Source organism: Streptosporangium sp. NBC_01755, from assembly GCF_035917995.1.
Classification (GTDB): Bacteria; Actinomycetota; Actinomycetes; order Streptosporangiales; family Streptosporangiaceae; genus Streptosporangium.
The window spans coordinates 6,518,425-6,541,320 of the sequence record NZ_CP109131.1; the positions used below are offsets into that span (position 1 = coordinate 6,518,425).

1 protein-coding gene is annotated in these 22,896 nt (G+C 70.6%); it reads left to right on the top strand.

What is annotated here, in order from left to right; translation table 11 throughout:
- The first annotated feature begins 141 nt into the window (after positions 1-141).
- The gene (locus OG884_RS30770) at positions 142-22,890 is read left to right on the top strand and encodes an SDR family NAD(P)-dependent oxidoreductase (protein WP_326638675.1); all 22,749 of its coding nucleotides are present in this window, start codon (positions 142-144) and stop codon (positions 22,888-22,890) included.
- The last annotated feature ends 6 nt before the right edge of the window (positions 22,891-22,896 follow it).

Below are 22,896 nucleotides of genomic sequence, written 5' to 3' on the forward strand. Positions count from 1 at the left end.
CACCAGGCGAGAGCACCGGGTGCCGGTGTGCGCGGAGAGGGATGTGGTGACTGACGCGATCGACGTGGCGGCGGTGGGTGTCCTGGTACCGGTGACGTCGGCCGTACGTTTCCCGACCCCGCCCGATGTACGGAGGCTGTGATGGATACGCCCAGTGAGAAGGTCGTACAGGCGCTCCGGACCTCCATGAAGGAGGCCGAACGGCTACGGCGTCAGTACCAGAAGCTGGTCGCGGTCACAACCGAGCCGATCGCCATCGTGGCGATGAGCTGCCGGTTCCCCGGCGGGGTGTCCTCCCCTGAGGATCTGTGGCGGCTGATCGTCGAAGGTGGTGACGCCATCTCGGGCTTCCCGTCCGATCGCGACTGGGATCTCGACATGCTGTCGGGTCATGATTCGGACGGCCGGCCTCGAAGCGACACCGACAAGGGAGCCTTCATCCGCGACGTCGCGGACTTCGACCCTGGGTTCTTCGGGATCTCGCCGCGTGAGGCGCTGGCGATGGATCCGCAGCAGCGGCTGCTGCTGGAGGTGTCGTGGGAGGCCGTCGAGCGGGCCGGGATCGACGCCGCCCGGCTGCGCGGCAGCCGTACCGGGGTCTTCGTCGGGATGAGCGGTCAGGACTACTCCTACCTGATGGTGAACTCGCTGGCCGATCTCGAGGGCAACGTCGGGACCGGGATGGGCGCGGGCGCGGCCTCCGGTCGGCTTTCGTACACGCTGGGCCTGGAGGGTCCGGCGGTGACGGTGGACACCGCGTGCTCGTCATCCCTGGTGGCGTTGCACCTGGCGACGCAGGCGCTGCGCAGCGGCGACTGCTCGCTGGCGCTGGCGGGTGGGGTGACCGTGATGAGCACCCCTGGCGCGTTCGTGGAGTTCACCCGGCAGGGTGGGCTGGCGGCTGACGGCCGGTGCAAGGCGTTCGCCGACGCGGCGGACGGCACGGGGTGGGCCGAGGGCGTGGGCATGCTGGTGCTGGAGAGGTTGTCGGACGCTCAGCGCAACGGCCATCAGGTACTCGCGGTTCTGCGCGGGTCGGCGGTGAACCAGGACGGCGCGTCGAATGGCTTCACCGCGCCGAATGGTCCGTCGCAGCAGCGAGTGATTCGCCAGGCGCTGGGCAGCGCCGGGCTGAACCCCGCTGATGTGGACGTGGTCGAGGGGCACGGCACCGGTACGACGCTGGGTGACCCGATCGAGGCGCAGGCGTTGCTGGCGACCTATGGGCAGGATCGGCCGGAGGATCGGCCGTTGCTGCTGGGGTCGGTGAAGTCGAACATCGGTCACACCCAGGCGGCCGCCGGTGTGGCGGGTGTGATCAAGATGGTCATGGCGATGCGGCATGAGGTGTTGCCCAAGACGTTGCATGTGGATGCGCCGTCGTCGCATGTGGACTGGGCCTCGGGTGCGGTGGAGCTGCTGACCGAGGCCAGGGCCTGGCCTCGGGTGGATCGGCCGTGGCGGGCCGGGGTGTCGTCGTTCGGGCTCAGCGGCACCAACGCCCACGTGATCATCGAGCAGGCACCGGAGAACACACCAGTCGAGGCGAGGGCGGAGGACCAGGGCCCGGCGGCGACCGCAGGTGTGCCCCCGATGCTGATTTCGGGTCGTACGGCGGAGGCGCTGCGGGCGCAGGCCGAGCGGCTGGTGTCATACCTGGACGCCGAACCTGATCTGGATCTGGCCGACATGGCCTTCTCCCTTGTCACGACGCGATCGGTCTTCGAGCACCGGGCGGCGGTGCTGGCCGGTGCTCGCGAGGATGTCGTGGCCGGGCTGCGGGCCGTGGCCGAGGGCCGGTCGGGTGCGGGCGCCCTGCTGGGGCAGAGCGGGCGGCGAGACAAGATCGCATTCCTGTTCACCGGTCAGGGAAGCCAGCGGGCGGGGATGGGCCGGGAGCTGTATGAGCGGTTCCCGGTGTTCGCCGAGGCGTTGGACGCGGTGCTGGAGCAGTTGGACGGGGAGCCGGCCGGGCGGCCGGGTGGCGAGTCGGCCGAGCGGGTGGGCTGTTCGGTGCGTGAGGTGCTGTTCGCCGAGCCGGGTACGGCTGAGGCGGGGTTGCTGGACCAGACGGGGTGGGCGCAGTCGGCGCTGTTCGCGCTTGAGGTGGCGTTGTTCCGCCTGGTGTCCTCGTGGGGTGTCAAGCCGGATGTGCTGGCGGGGCATTCGGTGGGGGAGTTGGCGGCGGCGCATGTGGCGGGGGTGTTGTCGCTTGCCGATGCGTGCGCGTTGGTGGCCGCTCGGGGCCGGTTGATGCAGGCGTTGCCCGCGGGTGGGGCGATGGTGGCGGCGCAGGCCTCGGAGGAGGAGGTCGCCGCTCTGCTGGAGGGCCGTGAGGGTGAGGTGTCGATCGCGGCGGTGAACGGCCCGTCCTCGGTGGTGATCTCCGGGGTGGAGGAGCCGGTTCTCGGTATCGTCGCGGTGCTGGAGGAGCGGGGGATCAGGACCCGGCGGTTGCGGGTGTCGCATGCGTTCCATTCGCCGTTGATGGAGCCGATGCTGGCGGACTTCCGCGCTGTGGCTCGGACGTTGACCTACAACGCGCCGCGCGTTGCGATCGTGTCCACGGTGACCGGTGGGCCGGCCACGGCGGAGCAGTTGTGCTCGCCGGATTACTGGGTGGAGCAGGTTCGCCAGGCCGTACGCTTCGCCGACGGCATCCGCACGCTGCACGGCCAGGGCGTGCGGGCGTACTTCGAGCTCGGCCCCGACGGGGTGCTGACCGCCATGGCTCAGGACACCCTTGCCGCCGAGGAGCAGCCCGTCGCGGACCTGGTGGCGGGGTCTGACGCGGTGGTGGTGCCGGTGCTGCGCAGGGACCGGGACGAGCAGTGGTCGGTCGTGTCGGCGTTGGCTCAGCTGCATGTGTGCGGGGTGGTGGTGCATTGGGAGTCGGTGCTTGCGGGTGGGCGCCGGGTGGAGTTGCCGACCTATGCGTTCCAGCGTCAGCGTTTCTGGCCTGATGGTGCGGGTTCGCGGGTGGGGAATGTGGCGGCTGCCGGGTTGGCGGCTACGGGCCATCCGTTGCTGGGGGCCGCGGTCGGGCTGGCCGGCTCCGATGGGGTGTTGCTGACCGGCCGGTTGTCGCTGTGGTCGCATCCGTGGCTGGCCGATTACGTGGTGATGGGTTCGGTACTGGTGCCGGGTTCGGCGTTCGTGGAGCTGGCGGTGCGGGCGGGTGATCAGGCCGGATGTGATGTGGTCGAGGAGCTGACCTTGACCACGCCGCTGGTGCTGGGTGAGCGGGATGCGGTCGCGGTGCAGGTGTGGGTGGGGGCGGCGGACGGGTCGGGCCGTCGTGGTGTGAGCATCTATGCCCGGACGACCGAGGCCGCCGATGAGGAGCCATGGGTTGAGCACGCGACCGGTGTGCTGACGGCCGGAGGCCGCGTCGCTGAGCGGTTCGAGACGGTGGTGTGGCCGCCGCAGGGGGCTTCCGTCATTGAGCTGGACGGGTTGTACGACCGGTTCGCCGCGGGCGGGTTCCACTACGGGCCGGTGTTCCAGGGGCTGCGGGCTGCCTGGCGGGGTGCTGACGGCGCGGTGTTCGCCGAGGTCGTTCTGCCTGAGCAGGCCGCGTCGAGCGCGGGTTCGTTCGGGTTGCATCCGGCGCTGTTGGATGCGGCGTTGCATGCGGTGTCGTTCGCCGGGCTGGACGGTGCCGAGGGCGGGCGGTTGCCGTTCTCCTGGGGTGGAGTCTGCCTGCACGCGAGTGGTGCGTCGGTGCTGCGGGTGCGGCTGGCCAGGACCGACGCTGATGCGGTCTCGGTGACGGCGGTGGACGCGGCTGGGGAGCCGGTGCTGTCGGCACGTTCACTGGTGCTGCGGCCGGTCGCAGCCGAGCTGTTCGCCGCTGCGGGAAGCGGCCGAGGGGTGGAGCGGGACGCGCTGTTCGGCTTGGAGTGGACGCCGCTGACAGATCTCCCGACCGCCGATCCGCTCCCGGTGGCGGTGCTCGGCCTGGACACGTTGGGTGTCGCTGGGACGCTGCGGGCGGCTGGGGGTTCGGGCGGGGATTCGGCGCCGGTTTATGCGGATCTGCTGTCGCTGGTGGAGGCGGGTCCGGTGCCGGGTGTGGTGGTGGCGGAAGTGGTCTCTGGCCGAGACGGCGGGGTCGTGGAGTCGGTGCACGAGTTGACCTCGCATGTTCTGGGCTTGCTGCAGGGATGGCTGGCAGATGACCGGTTCGCCGATTCGCGCCTGGTGTTCGTCACCCGGCGCGGGGTTGTGGCCGGTGTCAGTGCGGACGGTGCAGCGGCGCCGGACCCGGTCGTGGCGGCGGTACGAGGGCTTGTCCGCAGTGCTCAGTCGGAGAATCCGGGCCGGTTTGTGCTGGTCGACGTGGATGATCAGGGGTCTTCGCTCGCGACTTTGTCCGACGGGCTGTCCGCGGTTCTGGCGTCGGGTGAGCCGCAGGTGGCGGTGCGCGGCGGTGAGATGTGGGTGCCGCGCCTGGCGCGGGTGACGCCGGGTTCGGGTGTCGGCGATGACCTGGACGAGGACGGTGCCCGCTCGTGGGATCCCGAGGGCACGGTGTTGATCACTGGTGGTACCGGTGGTCTGGGCGGGTTGTTCGCGCGGCATGTGGTGGCCGAGCGTGGGGTGCGGCGTCTGCTGCTGGTCAGCCGGCGGGGAGCGGATGCGCCGGGGGCGGTGGCGTTGCAGGCGGAGCTGATCGCGCACGGGGTCGAGGTGGAGATCGCGGCGTGTGATGTGGCCGATCGGGATCAGGTGGCGGCGCTGCTGGCTCGGGTCCCGGCCGATCATCCGTTGACGGCGGTGATTCATACCGCGGGTGTGCTGGACGACGGGACGATTCCGTCGTTGTCGGCGGAGCGGCTGGATGTGGTGTTGCGGCCGAAGGTGGATGCGGCCTGGTATCTGCATGAGCTGACCCGGGGTCTGGATCTGGCGGCGTTCGTGGTGTTCTCGTCGGTGGCGGGGACGTTCGGTGGGGCGGGTCAGGGTAACTACGCGGCGGCGAACGCGTTCTTGGACGTGTTGGCGCAGGTGCGGCGGGCGCAGGGGCTGGCGGGGTTGTCGCTGGCGTGGGGTGCCTGGGCGCAGGACGCCGGGATGACCGGGGCGCTGAGCCAGGCGGATATGCGGCGGATGGCGCGGGCGGGGATGGTGCCGTTGTCGCCTGAGCAGGGTTTGGCGTTGTTCGAGGCGGCGGGTGTGGTGGGTGCTGCGGTGGTTGTGGCGGCGCGGTTTGACGTGTCGGCGGTGCGGGGGAGTGGTGAGGTGCCGCATCTGCTGCGCGGGCTGGTGCGTGGGGTTCGCCGGTCGGCGGTGTCGGTGTCGTCGGTGGGTGATGGGGTGTTGGTGGGGCGGTTGGCCGGTCTGGGGCAGGCCGATCGGATGCGGTTTGTGGTGGAGTTGGTTCGGGGTGAGGTGGCCACGGTGTTGGGGCATGCTTCGCCGCAGCTGGTGGAGGTGCGGCGGGAGTTCCGCGAGCTGGGGTTTGACTCGCTGACCGCGGTGGAGTTGCGCAACCGGTTGAACGGTGTGACGGGGTTGCGGTTGCCGTCGACGTTGGTGTTCGATTATCCGACGCCGGTGGTGCTGGCGGAGTTCCTGCTGGGTGAGCTGCTCGGCCGGCAGGCCGATGTGATCGTCCCCACGTCCGTTGTGCCTGTGGCGGACGACCCGATCGTGATCGTGGGGATGGCGTGCCGCTATCCGGGCGGGGTGGGTTCCGCCGAGGATTTGTGGCGGCTGGTGGCCGAGGGCGGAGACGGGATCAGCGAGTTCCCGACGACCCGCGGTTGGGATCTCGACGGGTTGTACAACCCGGATCGGGAGCGCCGGGGGAACAGTTATGTGCGTGAGGGGGGGTTCCTGCACGAGGCGGGGGAGTTTGATCCGGGGTTCTTCGGGATCTCGCCGCGTGAGGCGCTGGCGATGGATCCGCAGCAGCGGTTGCTGTTGGAGGCCACGTGGGAGGCGATCGAGCGGGCGGGGATGGATCCGGTTTCGCTGCGCGGCAGTCGTACCGGCGTGTTCGCCGGGGTGTCGTATCACGACTATGCGTCGAGTGTGGAGTTCCCGCCGGATGTGATGAGTTTCTTCGGCACCGGTAATGCGGGGAGTGTGTTGTCGGGTCGGGTCTCCTACGCGCTGGGCTTGGAGGGTCCGGCGATGACGGTGGACACGGCGTGTTCGTCGTCGCTGGTGGCGATGCATCTGGCGGCGCAGGCGCTGCGTTCGGGTGAGTGCAGTCTGGCGTTGGCCGGTGGTGTGACGGTGATGGCGTCGCCGGGGGCGTTCATTGATTTCAGTCAGCAGGGTGGGCTGGCTCCTGATGCGCGGTGTAAGGCGTTCGCCGAGGCGGCGGACGGTACGAGTTGGGCCGAGGGTATCGGTGTGGTGGTGCTGGAGCGGTTGTCGGACGCTCGGCGCAGTGGCCACCGGGTACTCGCGGTTCTGCGTGGGTCGGCGATTAATCAGGATGGGGCGTCGAATGGTCTGACCGCGCCGAATGGTCCGTCGCAGCAGCGGGTGATTCGTCAGGCTCTGGCCGGTGCGGGTTTGAACCCGTCCGAGGTGGATGTGGTGGAGGCGCATGGGACGGGGACGACGCTGGGTGACCCGATCGAGGCGCAGGCGTTGCTGGCGACGTACGGTCAGGGTCGGCCGGAGGGTCGGCCGTTGCTGCTGGGGTCGATCAAGTCGAACATCGGTCACACGCAGGCGGCGGCGGGCGTCGCCGGTGTGATCAAGATGGTCATGGCGATGCGGCATGGGGTGTTGCCCAGGACGTTGCATGTGGATGCGCCGTCGTCGCATGTGGACTGGGCCTCGGGTGCGGTGGAGTTGCTGACCGAGCAGGTGGAGTGGCCGCGGGTGGATCGGCCGTGGCGGGCGGGGGTGTCGTCGTTCGGGATCAGTGGCACCAACGCGCACGTGATCATCGAACAAGCGGTGGAATCTCCGGAAGCCGCGGACGAGGACGCTCCGCAGGACCACGCACCGGTTGCCGGTGTGGTGCCGGTGCTGGTGTCGGGCCGGTCGGTGGAGGCGTTGCGGGCGCAGGGCGGGCGGCTGGTGTCGTTCCTGGACGGTGAGCCTGGTCTGGGGCTGGCCGATGCGGCGTTCTCGCTGGCCACGACGCGGTCGGCGTTCGAGCATCGGGCGGTGGTGCTGGCCGCCGATCGTGAGGGTGTGCTGGCCGGGCTGGGTGCGCTGGCCGAGGACGGTTCGGGTGCGGGTGTGGTGCGCGGGGTGGCCGGGGCGGAGCCGCGGCTGGCGGTGTTGTTCACCGGTCAGGGGAGTCAGCGGGCGGGGATGGGCCGGGAGCTGTATGCGCGGTTCCCGGTGTTCGCGAAGGCGTTGGATGCGGTGCTGGAGCAGTTGGACGGGGAGCCGGCCGGGCGGCCGGGTGGCGAGTCGGCCGAGCGGGTGGGCTGTTCGGTGCGCGAGGTGCTGTTCGCCGAGCCGGGCAGTGCGCAGGCGGAGGCGGGGTTGCTGGATCAGACGGGGTGGGCGCAGCCGGCCCTGTTCGCGGTGGAGACGGCGTTGTTCCGGCTGGTGTCCTCGTGGGGGGTGCGGCCGGAGGTGCTGGCGGGGCATTCGATCGGGGAGATCACCGCGGCGCACGTGGCCGGGGTGTTGTCCCTGAGTGATGCGTGTGCGCTGGTGGCGGGCCGGGCGCGGTTGATGCAGGCGCTCCCCTCCGGTGGGGCGATGGTGGCGGTGCAGGCCTCTGAGGAGGAGGTCGTCAAGCTGTTGGCCGGGCGGGAGAAGGAGGTGTCGGTCGCGGCGGTGAACGGCCCGGCCTCGGTGGTGATCTCCGGGGTGGAGGAGGCGGTGCTGGAGGTGGCCGCCGCCCTGGAGAAGCGGGGGGTCAGGACGAAGTGGTTGCGGGTGTCGCATGCGTTCCACTCGCCGTTGATGGAGCCGATGCTGGCGGACTTCCGCACGCTGGCGGGCGGGTTGACCTACAGTGCGCCGCGTATCGCGGTGGTGTCGAACGTGACCGGCGAGGTGGCCACGGCGGAGCAGTTGTGTTCGCCGGACTACTGGGTGGATCAGGTGCGTGGAGCGGTCCGCTTCGCCGACGGCGTCCGGACGCTGCACGCGCAGGGTGTGCGGGCGTATCTGGAGCTGGGGCCGGACGGTGTGCTGACCGCGATGGCCGCCGACACCCTCACCGCGCTCGCCGACTCGGACTCGCGGGGTTCGGACGCTCGTTCGCTTGGGGCGGATGCGTACGCGGATCCAGATGCGGTGCTGGTGCCGGTGCTGCGCAGGGGCCGTGATGAGCAGGCGGCGGTCATGGCGGCGCTGGCCGAGTTGCATGTGCACGGGGTAGCGCTCGACTGGCGTGCGGTGTTGCCGGGTGGGCGGCTGGTGGAGCTGCCGACCTACGCCTTCCAACACCAGTGGTACTGGCCCCAGGGCGCCGGTGATCGTGCGAGGAATGTGGCGGCGGCGGGCCTGGCGGCTGCGGGGCATCCGTTGCTGGGCGCGGCGGTGGGGCTGGCCGGTTCCGATGGGGTGTTGCTGACCGGCCGGTTGTCGCTGCGGTCGCATCCGTGGCTGGCCGATTACGCGGTGATGGGTTCGGTGGTGGTGCCGGGTACGGCGTTCCTGGAGTTGGCGATCCGGGCGGGTGATCAGGTCGGCTGTGATGTGGTGGAGGAGCTGACGCTGGCCGCGCCGCTGGTGCTGGGTGAGCGGGACGCGTTGGCGGTGCAGGTGTGGGTGGCTGCCGCCGCGGAGTCGGGTCGTCGTGGTGTGAACATCTACGCGCGGCCGGCGGAGGCGGCTGAGGATGAGCCGTGGGTGGAGCACGCCGCGGGGATTTTGGCGGTGGATGGCCGGTACGCGGGGGCCGGTGGCCGGAGTGTGGAGTTCGACACCGCGGTGTGGCCGCCGCAGGGCGCGATCGCGATCGAGCTGGACGGGTTGTACGAGTGGCTTGCCGGGGACGGGCTGAGCTATGGGCCGGTGTTCCAGGGGTTGCGGGCTGCCTGGCGGGGTGAGAGTGGTGAGGTGTTCGCGGAGGTCGTTCTGCCTGAGCAGGCCGCGTCGAGCGCGGGTTCGTTCGGGTTGCATCCGGCGCTGTTGGATGCGGCGTTGCATGCGGTGTCGTTCGCCGGGCTGGACGGTGCCGAGGGCGGGCGGTTGCCGTTCTCCTGGGGTGGAGTCTGCCTGCACGCGGGTGGTGCGTCGGTGCTGCGGGTGCGGCTGGCCAAGACGGGCGACGATTCGGTTTCGGTGAGCGCGGTGGACGCCACCGGGGAGCCGGTGCTGTCGGCACGTTCGCTGGTGCTGCGGCCGGTCTCCGCCGATCAGCTCGCGGTCGCCTCCGGCGGTCGCGGGGCGGGGGGGGACCCGCTGTTCGAGGTGGAGTGGTCGCCGCTGACGGAGCTTTCGACGGCCGATGCGGTGCCGGTGGCGGTGCTCGGTCTCGACCTCCTAGGGGTCGCCGCCGCCTGGGAGACGGTCGGTCAGCCGACTCAGGTTCACGCGGATCTGTCGGTCCTGGCGGATCCGGTACCCGGCGTGATAGTGGCCGAGGCGATCTCGGACCCGGCGTGCGGAGTGGTGGAGTCGGCGCATGAGCTGGCCGCCCGGGTGCTGGATGTGGTGCAGCGATGGCTGGCCGATGACCGGTTCGTCGACTCCCGCTTGGTGGTTCTCACCAGTGGTGCGATTGAGGCGCGGGAAGGGGACGCGGTCACCGATCTGCCGGCCGCCGGGGTGTGGGGTCTGGTGCGCAGTGCGCAGCTGGAGAACCCGGGCCGGTTCGTGCTGGTGGACGTGGACGGGCGGGAGTCTTCACTGTCGGCGCTGCCGGGGATGTTGGCCTGGGGGCTGGCGTCGGGTGAGCCGCAGGTGGCGGTGCGCGGCGGTGAGATGTGGGTGCCGCGCCTGGCGCGGGTGACGCCGGGTTCGGGTGTCGGCGATGACCTGGACGAGGACGGTGCCCGCTCGTGGGATCCCGAGGGCACGGTGTTGATCACTGGTGGTACCGGTGGTCTGGGCGGGTTGTTCGCGCGGCATGTGGTGGCCGAGCGTGGGGTGCGGCGTCTGCTGCTGGTCAGCCGGCGGGGAGCGGATGCGCCGGGGGCGGTGGCGTTGCAGGCGGAGCTGATCGCGCACGGGGTCGAGGTGGAGATCGCGGCGTGTGATGTGGCCGATCGGGATCAGGTGGCGGCGCTGCTGGCTCGGGTCCCGGCCGATCATCCGTTGACGGCGGTGATTCATACCGCGGGTGTGCTGGACGACGGGACGATTCCGTCGTTGTCGGCGGAGCGGCTGGATGTGGTGTTGCGGCCGAAGGTGGATGCGGCCTGGTATCTGCATGAGCTGACCCGGGGTCTGGATCTGGCGGCGTTCGTGGTGTTCTCGTCGGTGGCGGGGACGTTCGGTGGGGCGGGTCAGGGTAACTACGCGGCGGCGAACGCGTTCTTGGACGTGTTGGCGCAGGTGCGGCGGGCGCAGGGGCTGGCGGGGTTGTCGCTGGCGTGGGGTGCCTGGGCGCAGGACGCCGGGATGACCGGGGCGCTGAGCCAGGCGGATATGCGGCGGATGGCGCGGGCGGGGATGGTGCCGTTGTCGCCTGAGCAGGGTTTGGCGTTGTTCGAGGCGGCGGGTGTGGTGGGTGCTGCGGTGGTTGTGGCGGCGCGGTTTGACGTGTCGGCGGTGCGGGGGAGTGGTGAGGTGCCGCATCTGCTGCGCGGGCTGGTGCGTGGGGTTCGCCGGTCGGCGGTGTCGGTGTCGTCGGTGGGTGATGGGGTGTTGGTGGGGCGGTTGGCCGGTCTGGGGCAGGCCGATCGGATGCGGTTTGTGGTGGAGTTGGTTCGGGGTGAGGTGGCCACGGTGTTGGGGCATGCTTCGCCGCAGCTGGTGGAGGTGCGGCGGGAGTTCCGCGAGCTGGGGTTTGACTCGCTGACCGCGGTGGAGTTGCGCAACCGGTTGAACGGTGTGACGGGGTTGCGGTTGCCGTCGACGTTGGTGTTCGATTATCCGACGCCGGTGGTGCTGGCGGAGTTCCTGCTGGGTGAGCTGCTCGGCCGGCAGGCCGATGTGATCGTCCCCACGTCCGTTGTGCCTGTGGCGGACGACCCGATCGTGATCGTGGGGATGGCGTGCCGCTATCCGGGCGGGGTGGGTTCCGCCGAGGATTTGTGGCGGCTGGTGGCCGAGGGCGGAGACGGGATCAGCGAGTTCCCGACGACCCGCGGTTGGGATCTCGACGGGTTGTACAACCCGGATCGGGAGCGCCGGGGGAACAGTTATGTGCGTGAGGGGGGGTTCCTGCACGAGGCGGGGGAGTTTGATCCGGGGTTCTTCGGGATCTCGCCGCGTGAGGCGCTGGCGATGGATCCGCAGCAGCGGTTGCTGTTGGAGGCCACGTGGGAGGCGATCGAGCGGGCGGGGATGGATCCGGTTTCGCTGCGCGGCAGTCGTACCGGCGTGTTCGCCGGGGTGTCGTATCACGACTATGCGTCGAGTGTGGAGTTCCCGCCGGATGTGATGAGTTTCTTCGGCACCGGTAATGCGGGGAGTGTGTTGTCGGGTCGGGTCTCCTACGCGCTGGGCTTGGAGGGTCCGGCGATGACGGTGGACACGGCGTGTTCGTCGTCGCTGGTGGCGATGCATCTGGCGGCGCAGGCGCTGCGTTCGGGTGAGTGCAGTCTGGCGTTGGCCGGTGGTGTGACGGTGATGGCGTCGCCGGGGGCGTTCATTGATTTCAGTCAGCAGGGTGGGCTGGCTCCTGATGCGCGGTGTAAGGCGTTCGCCGAGGCGGCGGACGGTACGAGTTGGGCCGAGGGTATCGGTGTGGTGGTGCTGGAGCGGTTGTCGGACGTTCGGCGCAGTGGCCACCGGGTACTCGCGGTTCTGCGTGGGTCGGCGATTAATCAGGATGGGGCGTCGAATGGTCTGACCGCGCCGAATGGTCCGTCGCAGCAGCGGGTGATTCGTCAGGCTCTGGCCGGTGCGGGTTTGAACCCGTCCGAGGTGGATGTGGTGGAGGCGCATGGGACGGGGACGACGCTGGGTGACCCGATCGAGGCGCAGGCGTTGCTGGCGACGTACGGTCAGGGTCGGCCGGAGGGTCGGCCGTTGCTGCTGGGGTCGATCAAGTCGAACATCGGTCACACGCAGGCGGCGGCGGGCGTCGCCGGTGTGATCAAGATGGTCATGGCGATGCGGCATGGGGTGTTGCCCAGGACGTTGCATGTGGATGCGCCGTCGTCGCATGTGGACTGGGCCTCGGGTGCGGTGGAGTTGCTGACCGAGCAGGTGGAGTGGCCGCGGGTGGATCGGCCGTGGCGGGCGGGGGTGTCGTCGTTCGGGATCAGTGGCACCAACGCGCACGTGATCATCGAACAAGCGGTGGAATCTCCGGAAGCCGCGGACGAGGACGCTCCGCAGGACCACGCACCGGTTGCCGGTGTGGTGCCGGTGCTGGTGTCGGGCCGGTCGGTGGAGGCGTTGCGGGCGCAGGCCGGGCGGCTGGTGTCGTTCCTGGACGGTGAGCCTGGTCTGGGGCTGGCCGATGCGGCGTTCTCGCTGGCCACGACGCGGTCGGCGTTCGAGCATCGGGCGGTGGTGCTGGCCGCCGATCGTGAGGGTGTGCTGGCCGGGCTGGGTGCGCTGGCCGAAGACGGTCCGGGTGCGGGTGTGGTGCGCGGGGTGGCCGGGGCGGAGCCGCGGCTGGCGGTGTTGTTCACCGGTCAGGGGAGTCAGCGGGCGGGGATGGGCCGGGAGCTGTATGCGCGGTTCCCGGTGTTCGCGAAGGCGTTGGACGAGGTGATCGCGAAGCTGGATCCGCTGCTTGACGGGTCGGTGCGCGAGGTGCTGTTCGCCGAGCCGGGCAGTGCGCAGGCGGAGGCGGGGTTGCTGGATCAGACGGGGTGGGCGCAGCCGGCCCTGTTCGCGGTGGAGACGGCGTTGTTCCGGCTGGTGTCCTCGTGGGGGGTGCGGCCGGAGGTGCTGGCGGGGCATTCGATCGGGGAGATCACCGCGGCGCATGTGGCCGGGGTGTTGTCCCTGAGTGATGCGTGTGCGTTGGTGGCGGGCCGGGCGCGGTTGATGCAGGCGCTTCCCTCCGGTGGGGCGATGGTGGCGGTGCAGGCCTCTGAGGAGGAGGTCGCCGCCCTGTTGGCCGGGCGGGAGAAGGAGGTGTCGGTCGCGGCGGTGAACGGCCCGGCCTCGGTGGTGATCTCCGGGGTGGAGGAGGCGGTGCTGGAGGTGGCCGCCGCCCTGGAGAAGCGGGGGGTCAGGACGAAGCGGTTGCGGGTGTCGCATGCGTTCCACTCGCCGTTGATGGAGCCGATGCTGGCGGACTTCCGCACGCTGGCGAGCAGGCTCACCTACGGCGCGCCGAGGGTTCCGATCGTGTCCACCCTGACCGGGCAGGCGGCCACGGCCGAGCAGCTGTGCTCGCCGGACTACTGGGTCGACCAGGTGCGTGGAGCGGTCCGCTTCGCCGACGGCATCCGGACGCTGCACGCGCAGGGTGTGCGGGCGTATCTGGAGCTGGGGCCGGACGGTGTGCTGACCGCGATGGCGGCCGACACCCTCGCCGTCGACTCGGATCAGCTCATCGCGGATGCGGTCTCGGGGGCGGATGCGGTGCTGGTGCCGGTGCTGCGCAGGGGCCGTGATGAGCAGGCGGCGGTCATGGCGGCGCTGGCCGAGTTGCATGTGCACGGGGTAGCGCTCGACTGGCGTGCGGTGTTGCCGGGTGGGCGGCTGGTGGAGCTGCCGACCTACGCCTTCCAGCGTCAGCTGTTCTGGCCGGCCGGCAAGCGGATCGGGGATGCCCGCACTCTGGGCTTGGCCGCGGCGGAGCATCCGCTGCTGAGCGCTTCCGTTAACCTGGCCGACTCCGACGGTGTGCTGCTGACCGGCCGGTTGTCCGTGCGGTCGCATCCGTGGCTGGCCGACCATGTCGTGGGCGGGATGGTGGTGTTCCCCGGCACCGGGTTCCTGGAGCTGGCGATCCGGGCCGGTGACCAGGTCGGCTGCGACCTGGTCGAGGAGCTGACGCTGGCCGCGCCGCTGGTGCTGGGTGCGGATGACGCTGTCGCGGTGCAGGTGTCGGTGGGTGCCCGGGACGATTCAGGCAGGCGCCTGCTCAACATCTACGCCCGCCCGGCCGAGGCTGAGGATCACACACCGTGGATACGGCACGCCGTCGGCATGCTGATGACCACCGGCCCTGCCACCGAGGCCGGTGGCCCGGTCGCCGGGTTCGACGCCACGGTGTGGCCGCCGCAGGGCGCGACCGCGATCGAGCTGGACGGGCTGTACGACCGGCTTGCCGAGGGCGGGCTCGGCTATGGGCCGGTGTTCCAGGGTCTGAAAGCGGCCTGGCGGGGCGGGGGTGGCGAGGTGTTCGCCGAGGTCGCTCTGCCGGAGCAGGTCGCTGACGCCGGTTTGTTCAATATGCATCCAGCGTTGCTCGACTCTGCGCTGCACTCGGTGCCGTTCACCGGGCTGGAGTCGGCGGGGGGCGGCAGGTTGCCGTTCTCCTGGAGCACTGTGAGCCTGCAGGCCGGAGGCGCGTCGGCGTTGCGCGTGCGGCTGGCCACGATCGGTGTCGATTCGGTGTCGCTGACCGCGGTGGACGCCGCCGGGGCGCCGGTGCTGTCGGCGCGCTCCTTGGTACTGCGTCCGGTCTCGGTCGACCAGCTTGCGGCGGCTTCCCAAGACCGTGGGGTGGAGCGGGACGCGCTGTTCCAGTTGGATTGGATCGCCGTGCCGATGACGGTCTCCCCGGTGGACGCCGTGATCGGGTTGGAGGTGGCCGAGCTCACCGGCGACCTCGATTCGCTGGAGCTGCCGTTCGGCAGGGCGCCTGAACTGGTGACCGTTGAGGTCGACGTGGCTGACTCCGCGGACGTGGTGGAGTCGGCGCACGCGCTGACCACGCGTGTGCTGAGCCTGCTGCAGCAGTGGCTGGCCGATGAGCGGTTCAGCGACTCGCGCCTGGTGTTCGTCACCCGGGGCGCGGTCGCGACCGGTGCCGGCGAGGCTGTGTCGAATCCGGCTGCGGCCACCGTGTGGGGACTGGTCCGTAGCGCCGAGGCGGAAAATCCGGGCCGCTTCCTGCTGGCCGATGTGGAGGAGCAGGAGACGGCCCTGTCGGCGCTGCCCGTCCTGCTGGCCTGCGGTGAACAACAGGTGGCGGTGCGCGATTACGAAGCACGGGTTCCCCGCCTCGCCCGGCTGTCACCGGATGAGCACGGTGCACGGGCCTGGAACCCTGAGGGCACGGTGTTGATCACCGGTGGGACCGGCGGCCTGGGCTCGCAGTTGGCCCGGCATCTGGTGACCGAGCATGAGGTACGGCACCTGCTGCTGGTGAGCCGCCGGGGTCTGGATGCTCCCGGTGCGGCGGAGCTGCGGACGGACCTGGCCGCGCAGGGCGCGCAGGTGAGCATCGTCGCGTGTGACGTGGCCGACCGGGACGCGGTGGCGGCGCTGCTGGCGCAGGTGGACGCCGGGCATCCGCTGACCGCGGTGGTCCACACCGCCGGTGTGCTGGACGATGGGACGATCGCCTCGCTGACACCCGAGCGTTTGGGCGAAGTGTTGCGTCCCAAGGTGGATGCCGCCTGGAATCTGCACGAGCTCACCCGTGACGAGGACCTGGCCGAGTTCATTGTGTTCTCGTCGGTGGCGGGCACGTTCGGCGGGCCCGGGCAGGGCAACTACGCGGCGGCCAACGCGTTCCTGGACGCGCTGGTCCAGCACCGGAGGGCCGCGGGATTGCCGGCGCTGTCGCTGGCATGGGGCCCGTGGTCGCAGGACGTCGGGATGACCAGCCGGTTGTCGCAGGTGGACGTTCAGCGGCTGAGCATGAGCGGCCTGCTGCCGATCTCGCCCGCACAGGGCATGGCGTTGTTCGACGCGGCCGTGGCGTCCAGTGAGTCGGCAGTGGCTGCGGTCCGGTTGAACATGCCGGCGTTGCGGGCGCATGAGGAGCTGCCGCCGATGCTGACCGGGCTGGTTCCCGCCGTACGCCGCTCGACGGCCGCCGCCCCGCAGGTACGGAGCAAACTGCCGCAGCGATTGGCTCCGCTGGGTGCCGCAGAACGCCTCGAGGTCCTGCTGGATGTGGTGCGGATCGAGGTGGCGCTGGTACTGGGGCACGCCACGCCGGACACGGTGGAGGTGCGGCGGGAGTTTCGCGAGCTGGGTTTCGACAGCCTCACCGCGATCGAGTTGCGCAACCGGCTGAATGCCGCGACAGGGCTGCGCCTGTCGGCCACGCTGGTGTTCGACTACCCCACGCCGACCGTGCTGGCCAAACACCTGCTTGACGAGCTGATGGGTGCGCAGGCGGATGTCGTGGACACGGCACCGCCGGTGCTGCCGCCGGTGGCCGACGACCCGATCGTGATCGTGGGGATGGCGTGCCGCTATCCGGGCGGGGTGAGTTCCGCCGAGGATCTATGGCGGCTGGTGGCCGAGGGCGGAGACGGGATCAGCGAGTTCCCGACGACCCGCGGTTGGGATCTCGACGGGTTGTACAACCCGGATCGGGAGCGCCGGGGGAACAGTTATGTGCGTGAGGGGGGGTTCCTGCACGAGGCGGGGGAGTTCGATCCGGGGTTCTTCGGGATCTCGCCGCGTGAGGCGCTGGCGATGGATCCGCAGCAGCGGTTGCTGCTTGAGGTGTCGTGGGAGGCGATCGAGCGGGCGGGGATGGACCCGGTCTCGCTGCGCGGCAGTCGTACCGGCGTGTTCGCCGGGGTGATGCACCATGACTACACATCGAGTCGTCTGGAGTTCCCTCCGGACGTGATGAGCTTCATGGGGACCGGCACCGCCGGAAGTGTGCTGTCCGGCCGGATCTCCTACCTGTTCGGGCTGGAGGGCCCGGCGGTGACCGTGGACACCGCGTGCTCGTCGTCGCTGGTGGCGACGCATCTTGCGGCGCAGGCGCTGCGCGGGGGTGACTGCTCGCTGGCGCTGGCCGGTGGTGTGACCGTGATGGCAACCCCGGGAGCGTTCATCGACTTCAGCGCCCAGGGCGGGCTGGCCGGCGACGGCCGGTGCAAGTCCTACTCGGATGCGGCCGACGGGGTGAGCTGGTCCGAAGGTGTGGGCGTGCTGGTGCTGGAGCGGTTGTCGGACGCGCGCCGCAACGGCCACCAGGTGCTGGCGGTCGTGCGCAGCTCGGCGATCAACCAGGACGGTGCGTCGAACGGTTTGACCGCGCCGAACGGCCCGTCCCAGCAGCGGATGATCCGCCAGGCGCTGGCCGGTGCCGGGTTGTCTCCGGCCGAGGTGGACGTGGTGGAGGGTCACGGGACCGGGACGACGCTGGGCGACCCGATCGAGGCGCAGGCCCTGCTGGCGACGTACGGTCAGGAGCGGCCGGAGGGTCGGCCGTTGCTGCTGGGGTCGATCAAGTCGAACATCGGTCACACGCAGGCGGCGGCGGGCGTCGCCGGTGTGATCAAGATGGTCATGGCGATGCGGCACGGGGTGCTGCCCCGGACGTTGCATGTGGACGAGCCGTCGTCGCATGTGGACTGGGCCTCTGGTGCGGTGAAGTTGCTGACCGAGCCGGTGGAGTGGCCGGAGACCGGTCGTTCGCGCCGGGCGGCGGTGTCGTCGTTCGGGATCAGCGGCACCAACGCGCACGTGATCATCGAGCAGGGCCCAGTGGAGCAGGACGCGGAAACTCCGGATGTGGCGGCCGAGGGCCCGGCGCCTGTAGCGGATCAGGACGTGCCGGTGCCGGTGCTGGTGTCGGGGCGGACCGATCAGGCATTGCGGGCGCAGGCTGAGCGCCTGGCGTCGTACATGGCTGGCGAGCCTGATCTGGGGCTGGCCGATGCGGCGTTCTCGCTGGCCACGACGCGGTCGGCGTTCGAGCATCGGGCGGTGGTGCTGGCCGCTGATCGTGAAGGTGTGCTGGCCGGGCTGGGTGCGCTGGCCGAGGATCTGCCAAGCGCGAGTGTGGTGCACGGAGCGGCGGGAGCGGAGCCGCGGCTCGCGTTCCTGTTCACCGGTCAGGGCAGTCAGCGGGCGGGGATGGGCCGGGAGCTGTATGCGCGGTTCCCGGTGTTCGCGGCGGCGTTGGATGCGGTGATCGCCGAGCTGGACCCGATGCTGGACGGTTCGCTGCGCGAGGTGCTGTTCGCCGAGCCGGGGTCGGTCGAGGCGGGGTTGCTGGATCAGACGGGGTGGGCGCAGCCGGCCCTGTTCGCGGTGGAGACGGCGTTGTTCCGGCTGGTGTCCTCGTGGGGGGTGCGGCCGGAGGTGCTGGCGGGGCATTCGATCGGGGAGATCACCGCGGCGCACGTGGCCGGGGTGTTGTCCCTGTCGGATGCGTGTGCGTTGGTGGCGGGCCGGGCGCGGTTGATGCAGGCGCTCCCCTCCGGTGGGGCGATGGTGGCGGTGCAGGCCTCTGAGGAGGAGGTCACCGCCCTGCTGGCCGGGTACGAGGACCAGGTGTCGATCGCGGCGGTGAACGGCCCGGTCTCGGTGGTGATCTCCGGGGCCGAGCAGCCGGTCCTTGAGGTCGCCGCCGCCCTGGAGGGGCGGGGGGTCAGGACGAAGCGGTTGCGGGTGTCGCATGCGTTCCATTCGCCGTTGATGGAGCCGATGCTGGCGGACTTCCGCACGCTGGCGAGCAGGCTCGGCTATGGCGCGCCGAGGGTTCCGATCGTGTCCACCCTGACCGGGCAGGCGGCCACGGCCGAGCAGTTGTGCTCGCCGGACTACTGGGTGGACCAGGTGCGTGGAGCGGTCCGCTTCGCCGACGGCATCCGCACCCTGCGCGCGCAGGGCGTACGGGCCTACCTGGAGCTCGGCCCCGACGGCGTGTTGACCGCGATGGCCGCCGACACGCTCGCGGCCGAGTCTGATGCGGACACGCACGAGTCGGACGCTGTGCTGGTGCCGGTGCTGCGTAAGGACCGCGACGAGCGGATCGCGTCCATGACGGCGCTTGCCGAGCTGCACGTGCACGGGGTGGCAGTGGATTGGCAGGCCGTCCTCCCCGGCGCTCGCCGGGTCGACCTGCCGACGTATGCCTTCCAGCATCAGCGGTTCTGGCCCAAGGGGCCGGCATCTCGCGTGGGCAATGTGGCTGCGGCCGGGCTGGCGACAGCCGGCCACCCGCTGCTGGGCGCCGCCGTGGGCCTGGCCGACTCCGACGGTGTGCTGCTGACCGGGCGCCTGTCGGTGCGGTCGCATCCGTGGCTGGCCGATCACGCGGTGGCCGGGACGGTGATCTTCCCGGGTACCGGGTTCCTGGAGCTGGCGATCCGGGCGGGTGACCAGGCCGGTTGCGACCTGGTGGAGGAGCTGACCCTGACCGCGCCGCTGGTGCTGGGCGAGACCGACGCCGTCGCGGTGCAGGTGTGGGTGGGCGCCGCACAGGAGACGGGCCACCGGAGCGTGAACGTTTACGCCCGGTCGGCCGAGGCCGCGAACGACGTGCCGTGGGTACGGCACGCCACCGGCACCTTCGCGACAGGCACCCCCACCATCGGTTCTGCGGACGCCGCGCCGTTCGACGCGGCAGTGTGGCCCCCGGCCGGCGCGACCGCTATCAAGCTGGACGGGTTGTACGAGGAACTGGCCGCGGGCGGGTTCGGATACGGCCCGGTCTTCCGGAATCTGCGCGCCGCCTGGTACGGCGCCGACGGTGAGGTGTTCGCCGAGGTCGCGCTGCCTGAGCAGGTCGGTGACGCCGGTTCGTTCGGGCTGCATCCGGCGTTGCTGGACGCGGCGCTGCACGCGGTGCCGTTCGTCGGGCTGGAGCCGGTGGAGGGGGGCCGGTTGCCGTTCTCTTGGGGGCAGGTGAGCCTGCGCGCGGGTGGTGCGTCGGTTCTGCGGGTGCGCCTGGCCAAGACGGGTGACGATTCCGTGTCGCTGATCGCGGTGGATCCCGCCGGGGAGCCGGTGCTGTCGGCGCGTTCGCTGGTGCTGCGGCCGATCGCGACCGACCAGCTCGCCGTCGGCGGCGGTCGTGGTGCGGAGCGGGATGGGCTGTTCCGGCTGGATTGGACCGTGCTTTCCGAGGTTCCGGTGGCTGGTCCGGTGCCGGTGGCGGTGGTCGGTTTCTCGGGGTTCGAGCCGGATGCCTTGGGGTTTGCGGCGGTGTGGGGGGCGGCCGGGCAGTCGGTGATGGTTCATCGGGATCTGTCGGTGTTGGGCGAGGCGGGGCCGGTGCCGGAGGTGGTGCTGGCCGAGGTCGCGGCCGGGTCGGCCGGGGATGCGGTGGTCTCGGCGCATGAGGTGACGGCCGGGGTGCTGGGTCTGTTGCAGGGGTGGCTGGCCGATGAGCGGTGTGCTGGTTCGCGGCTGGTGGTGGTGACGCGGGGTGCGGTGGCTGCCGGTGAGGGTGAGTCGGTCACTGATCTGGGTGCGGCCGGGGTGTGGGGGTTGGTGCGTAGCGCGCAGTCGGAGAATCCGGGCCGGTTCGTGCTGGTCGACGTGGACGGGCAGGAGTCCTCGCTGTCGGCATTGCCGGGGATTCTGGCCGGTCTGCCGACGTCGGGTGAGCCGCAGGTGGCGGTGCGTGACGGTGGGGTGCGGGCGCCGAGGTTGGCGTCGCTGGTGTCGGGGGCGGGTCTGCTGCCGCCGGCCGGTGAGGTGGCGTGGCGGTTGGGCAGCCGGGCCAAGGGCAGTCTGGAGGCGCTGGAGTTGCTCGCGTTCCCGGAGGTGGCCGAGCCGTTGGGAGCGGGGCAGGTGCGGGTGGCGGTGCGTGCGGCGGGGGTGAACTTCCGGGATCTGCTGGACGGGTTGAACGCGCTGGGCTGGTTCCAGGACAAGGTCGGGCTGATGGGTGGTGAGGCCGCCGGGGTGGTGCTGGAGGTCGGCCCCGAGGTCGACGACCTGCGTCCGGGCGACCGGGTGGTCGGTCTGGCCGAAGGCTCGTTCGGCCCGGTGACGGTCACTCACGCCCGAGCCCTGGCCAAGATTCCTGACGGGGTCTCGTTCGAGCAGGCCGCGACGATTCCGGTGGTGTTCCTGACGGCCTACTACGGGCTGATGGACCTGGCCGGGCTGCGGGAGGGCGAGCGGCTGCTGGTGCACGCCGGCACCGGCGGTGTGGGCATGGCGGCGATTCAGCTGGCCCAGCGGCTGGGGGTCGAGGTGTTCGCCACGGCCAGCCCGGCCAAGTGGGACGTGCTGCGTTCGCTGGGCATCCCGGACGATCACATCGCCTCGTCGCGCACCCTGGAGTTCGAGGAGCGGTTCCGCGCGGTGTGTGGTGAGCGGGGCATCGACGTGGTGCTCAACTCGCTGACCGGGGAGTTCATCGACGCCTCGGCGCGGCTGCTGCGTCCGGGTGGCCGGTTCGTCGAGATGGGCAAGCTGGACATCCGTGACCAGGAGCGGTTCCCCGGGCTGGTGTATCACTGGTTCGACGTGCTGGACGCCGAGCCTGAGCGGTTGCGGCAGATCCTGGCCGAGTTGATGGAGCTGTTCGCGGCCGGTGAGTTGCGGCCGTTGCCGTTCACGGCGTGGGATGTGCGCCGGGGCCGGGATGCCTTCCGGTTCATGAGTCAGGCCCGGCACACCGGCAAGATCGTGCTGACCATGCCCCGGGTCTGGAACCCGGAGGGCACGGTGCTGATCACCGGTGGCACCGGTGGTCTGGGTGCGGAGGTGGCCCGGCATCTGGTGGCCGAGCGTGGGACGCGGCATCTGCTGCTGGCCGGACGCAGGGGCCTGGAGGCTCCGGGTGCGGTGGAGTTGCGGGCCGAGCTGATCGCCCATGGGGTCGAGGTCACGGTCGCCGCCTGTGATGTGGCCGACCGGGATCAGGTGGCGGCGCTGCTGGCGCAGGTCGATCCCGAGCACCCGCTGACCGCGGTGATCCACACCGCGGGTGTGCTGGACGACGGCACGATCACCTCGCTGACGCCGGAGCGGCTGGACGCGGTGCTGCGGCCGAAGGTCGACGCGGCCTGGTATCTACACGAGCTGACCCAGGGCCTGGATCTGGCCGGGTTCGTGGTGTTCTCCTCGCTGGCCGGGCTGATGGGCGGCGGCGGTCAGGGCAACTACGCGGCGGCCAACGCCTGGCTGGACGCGCTGATGGCGCGGCGGCAGGCACAGGGGCTGCCGGGGCTGTCGCTGGCCTGGGGTTTGTGGGCGCAGGCCACCGGGATGACCGGGGACATGTCGCAGGCCGATGTGCAGCGGATGGCCGCCGCCGGGCTGCCGCCGATCACCACCGAACAGGGACTGGCGCTGCTCGACGCCGCCCTCGGCTCGGACTCACCGCTGGTGATCCCGGTCCAGCTGAACCCGCCCGCACTGCCGCAAGAGCAGGTGCCGCCGCTGTTCCGCGGGCTGGTGCGCGGCACCCGCCGTACGGCCGCCGCGCTGTCGGCAGCCGGAGGTGGTGGCGCGGGCGAGGCACTGTCCCGGCAGCTGGCCGGCCTGGCCCACCCCAAGCGGATCCGCATGCTGTCCGACCTTGTTCGCACCCAGGCCGCCGCCGTCCTCGGACACTCCGACTCCGCGGCGGTGGAAGTACGGCGCGAATTCCGCGAGCTGGGCTTCGACTCGCTGACCGCGATCGAGCTGCGCAACCGGCTCAACGCCGCCACCGGGCTGCGCCTGCCGGCCACCCTCATCTTCGACTACCCCACCCCCGCTGTCCTCGCCGAACAACTCCTCGCGGAAATCGCTCCCGGGGAACCCACAGCCGCGAAGCCGTCGTTGCTGGCCGACCTCGACCGATTCGAGGCCGCACTTTCCGAGGACGCGCTCGACGAAATCACTCGGAACGGTATCGCGACACGGCTCCGGCAGCTGCTGGGGAAGGTGAGCGAGAGTGACCCAGGAACTAGTGAAATCGCTGTCGTAGACATGCTCGAATCAGCGAGTGCCGAAGACATCCTCGGCATCATCGAAAGCGAACTGGGCTACCTGAAAGACCTGTGATCCCGG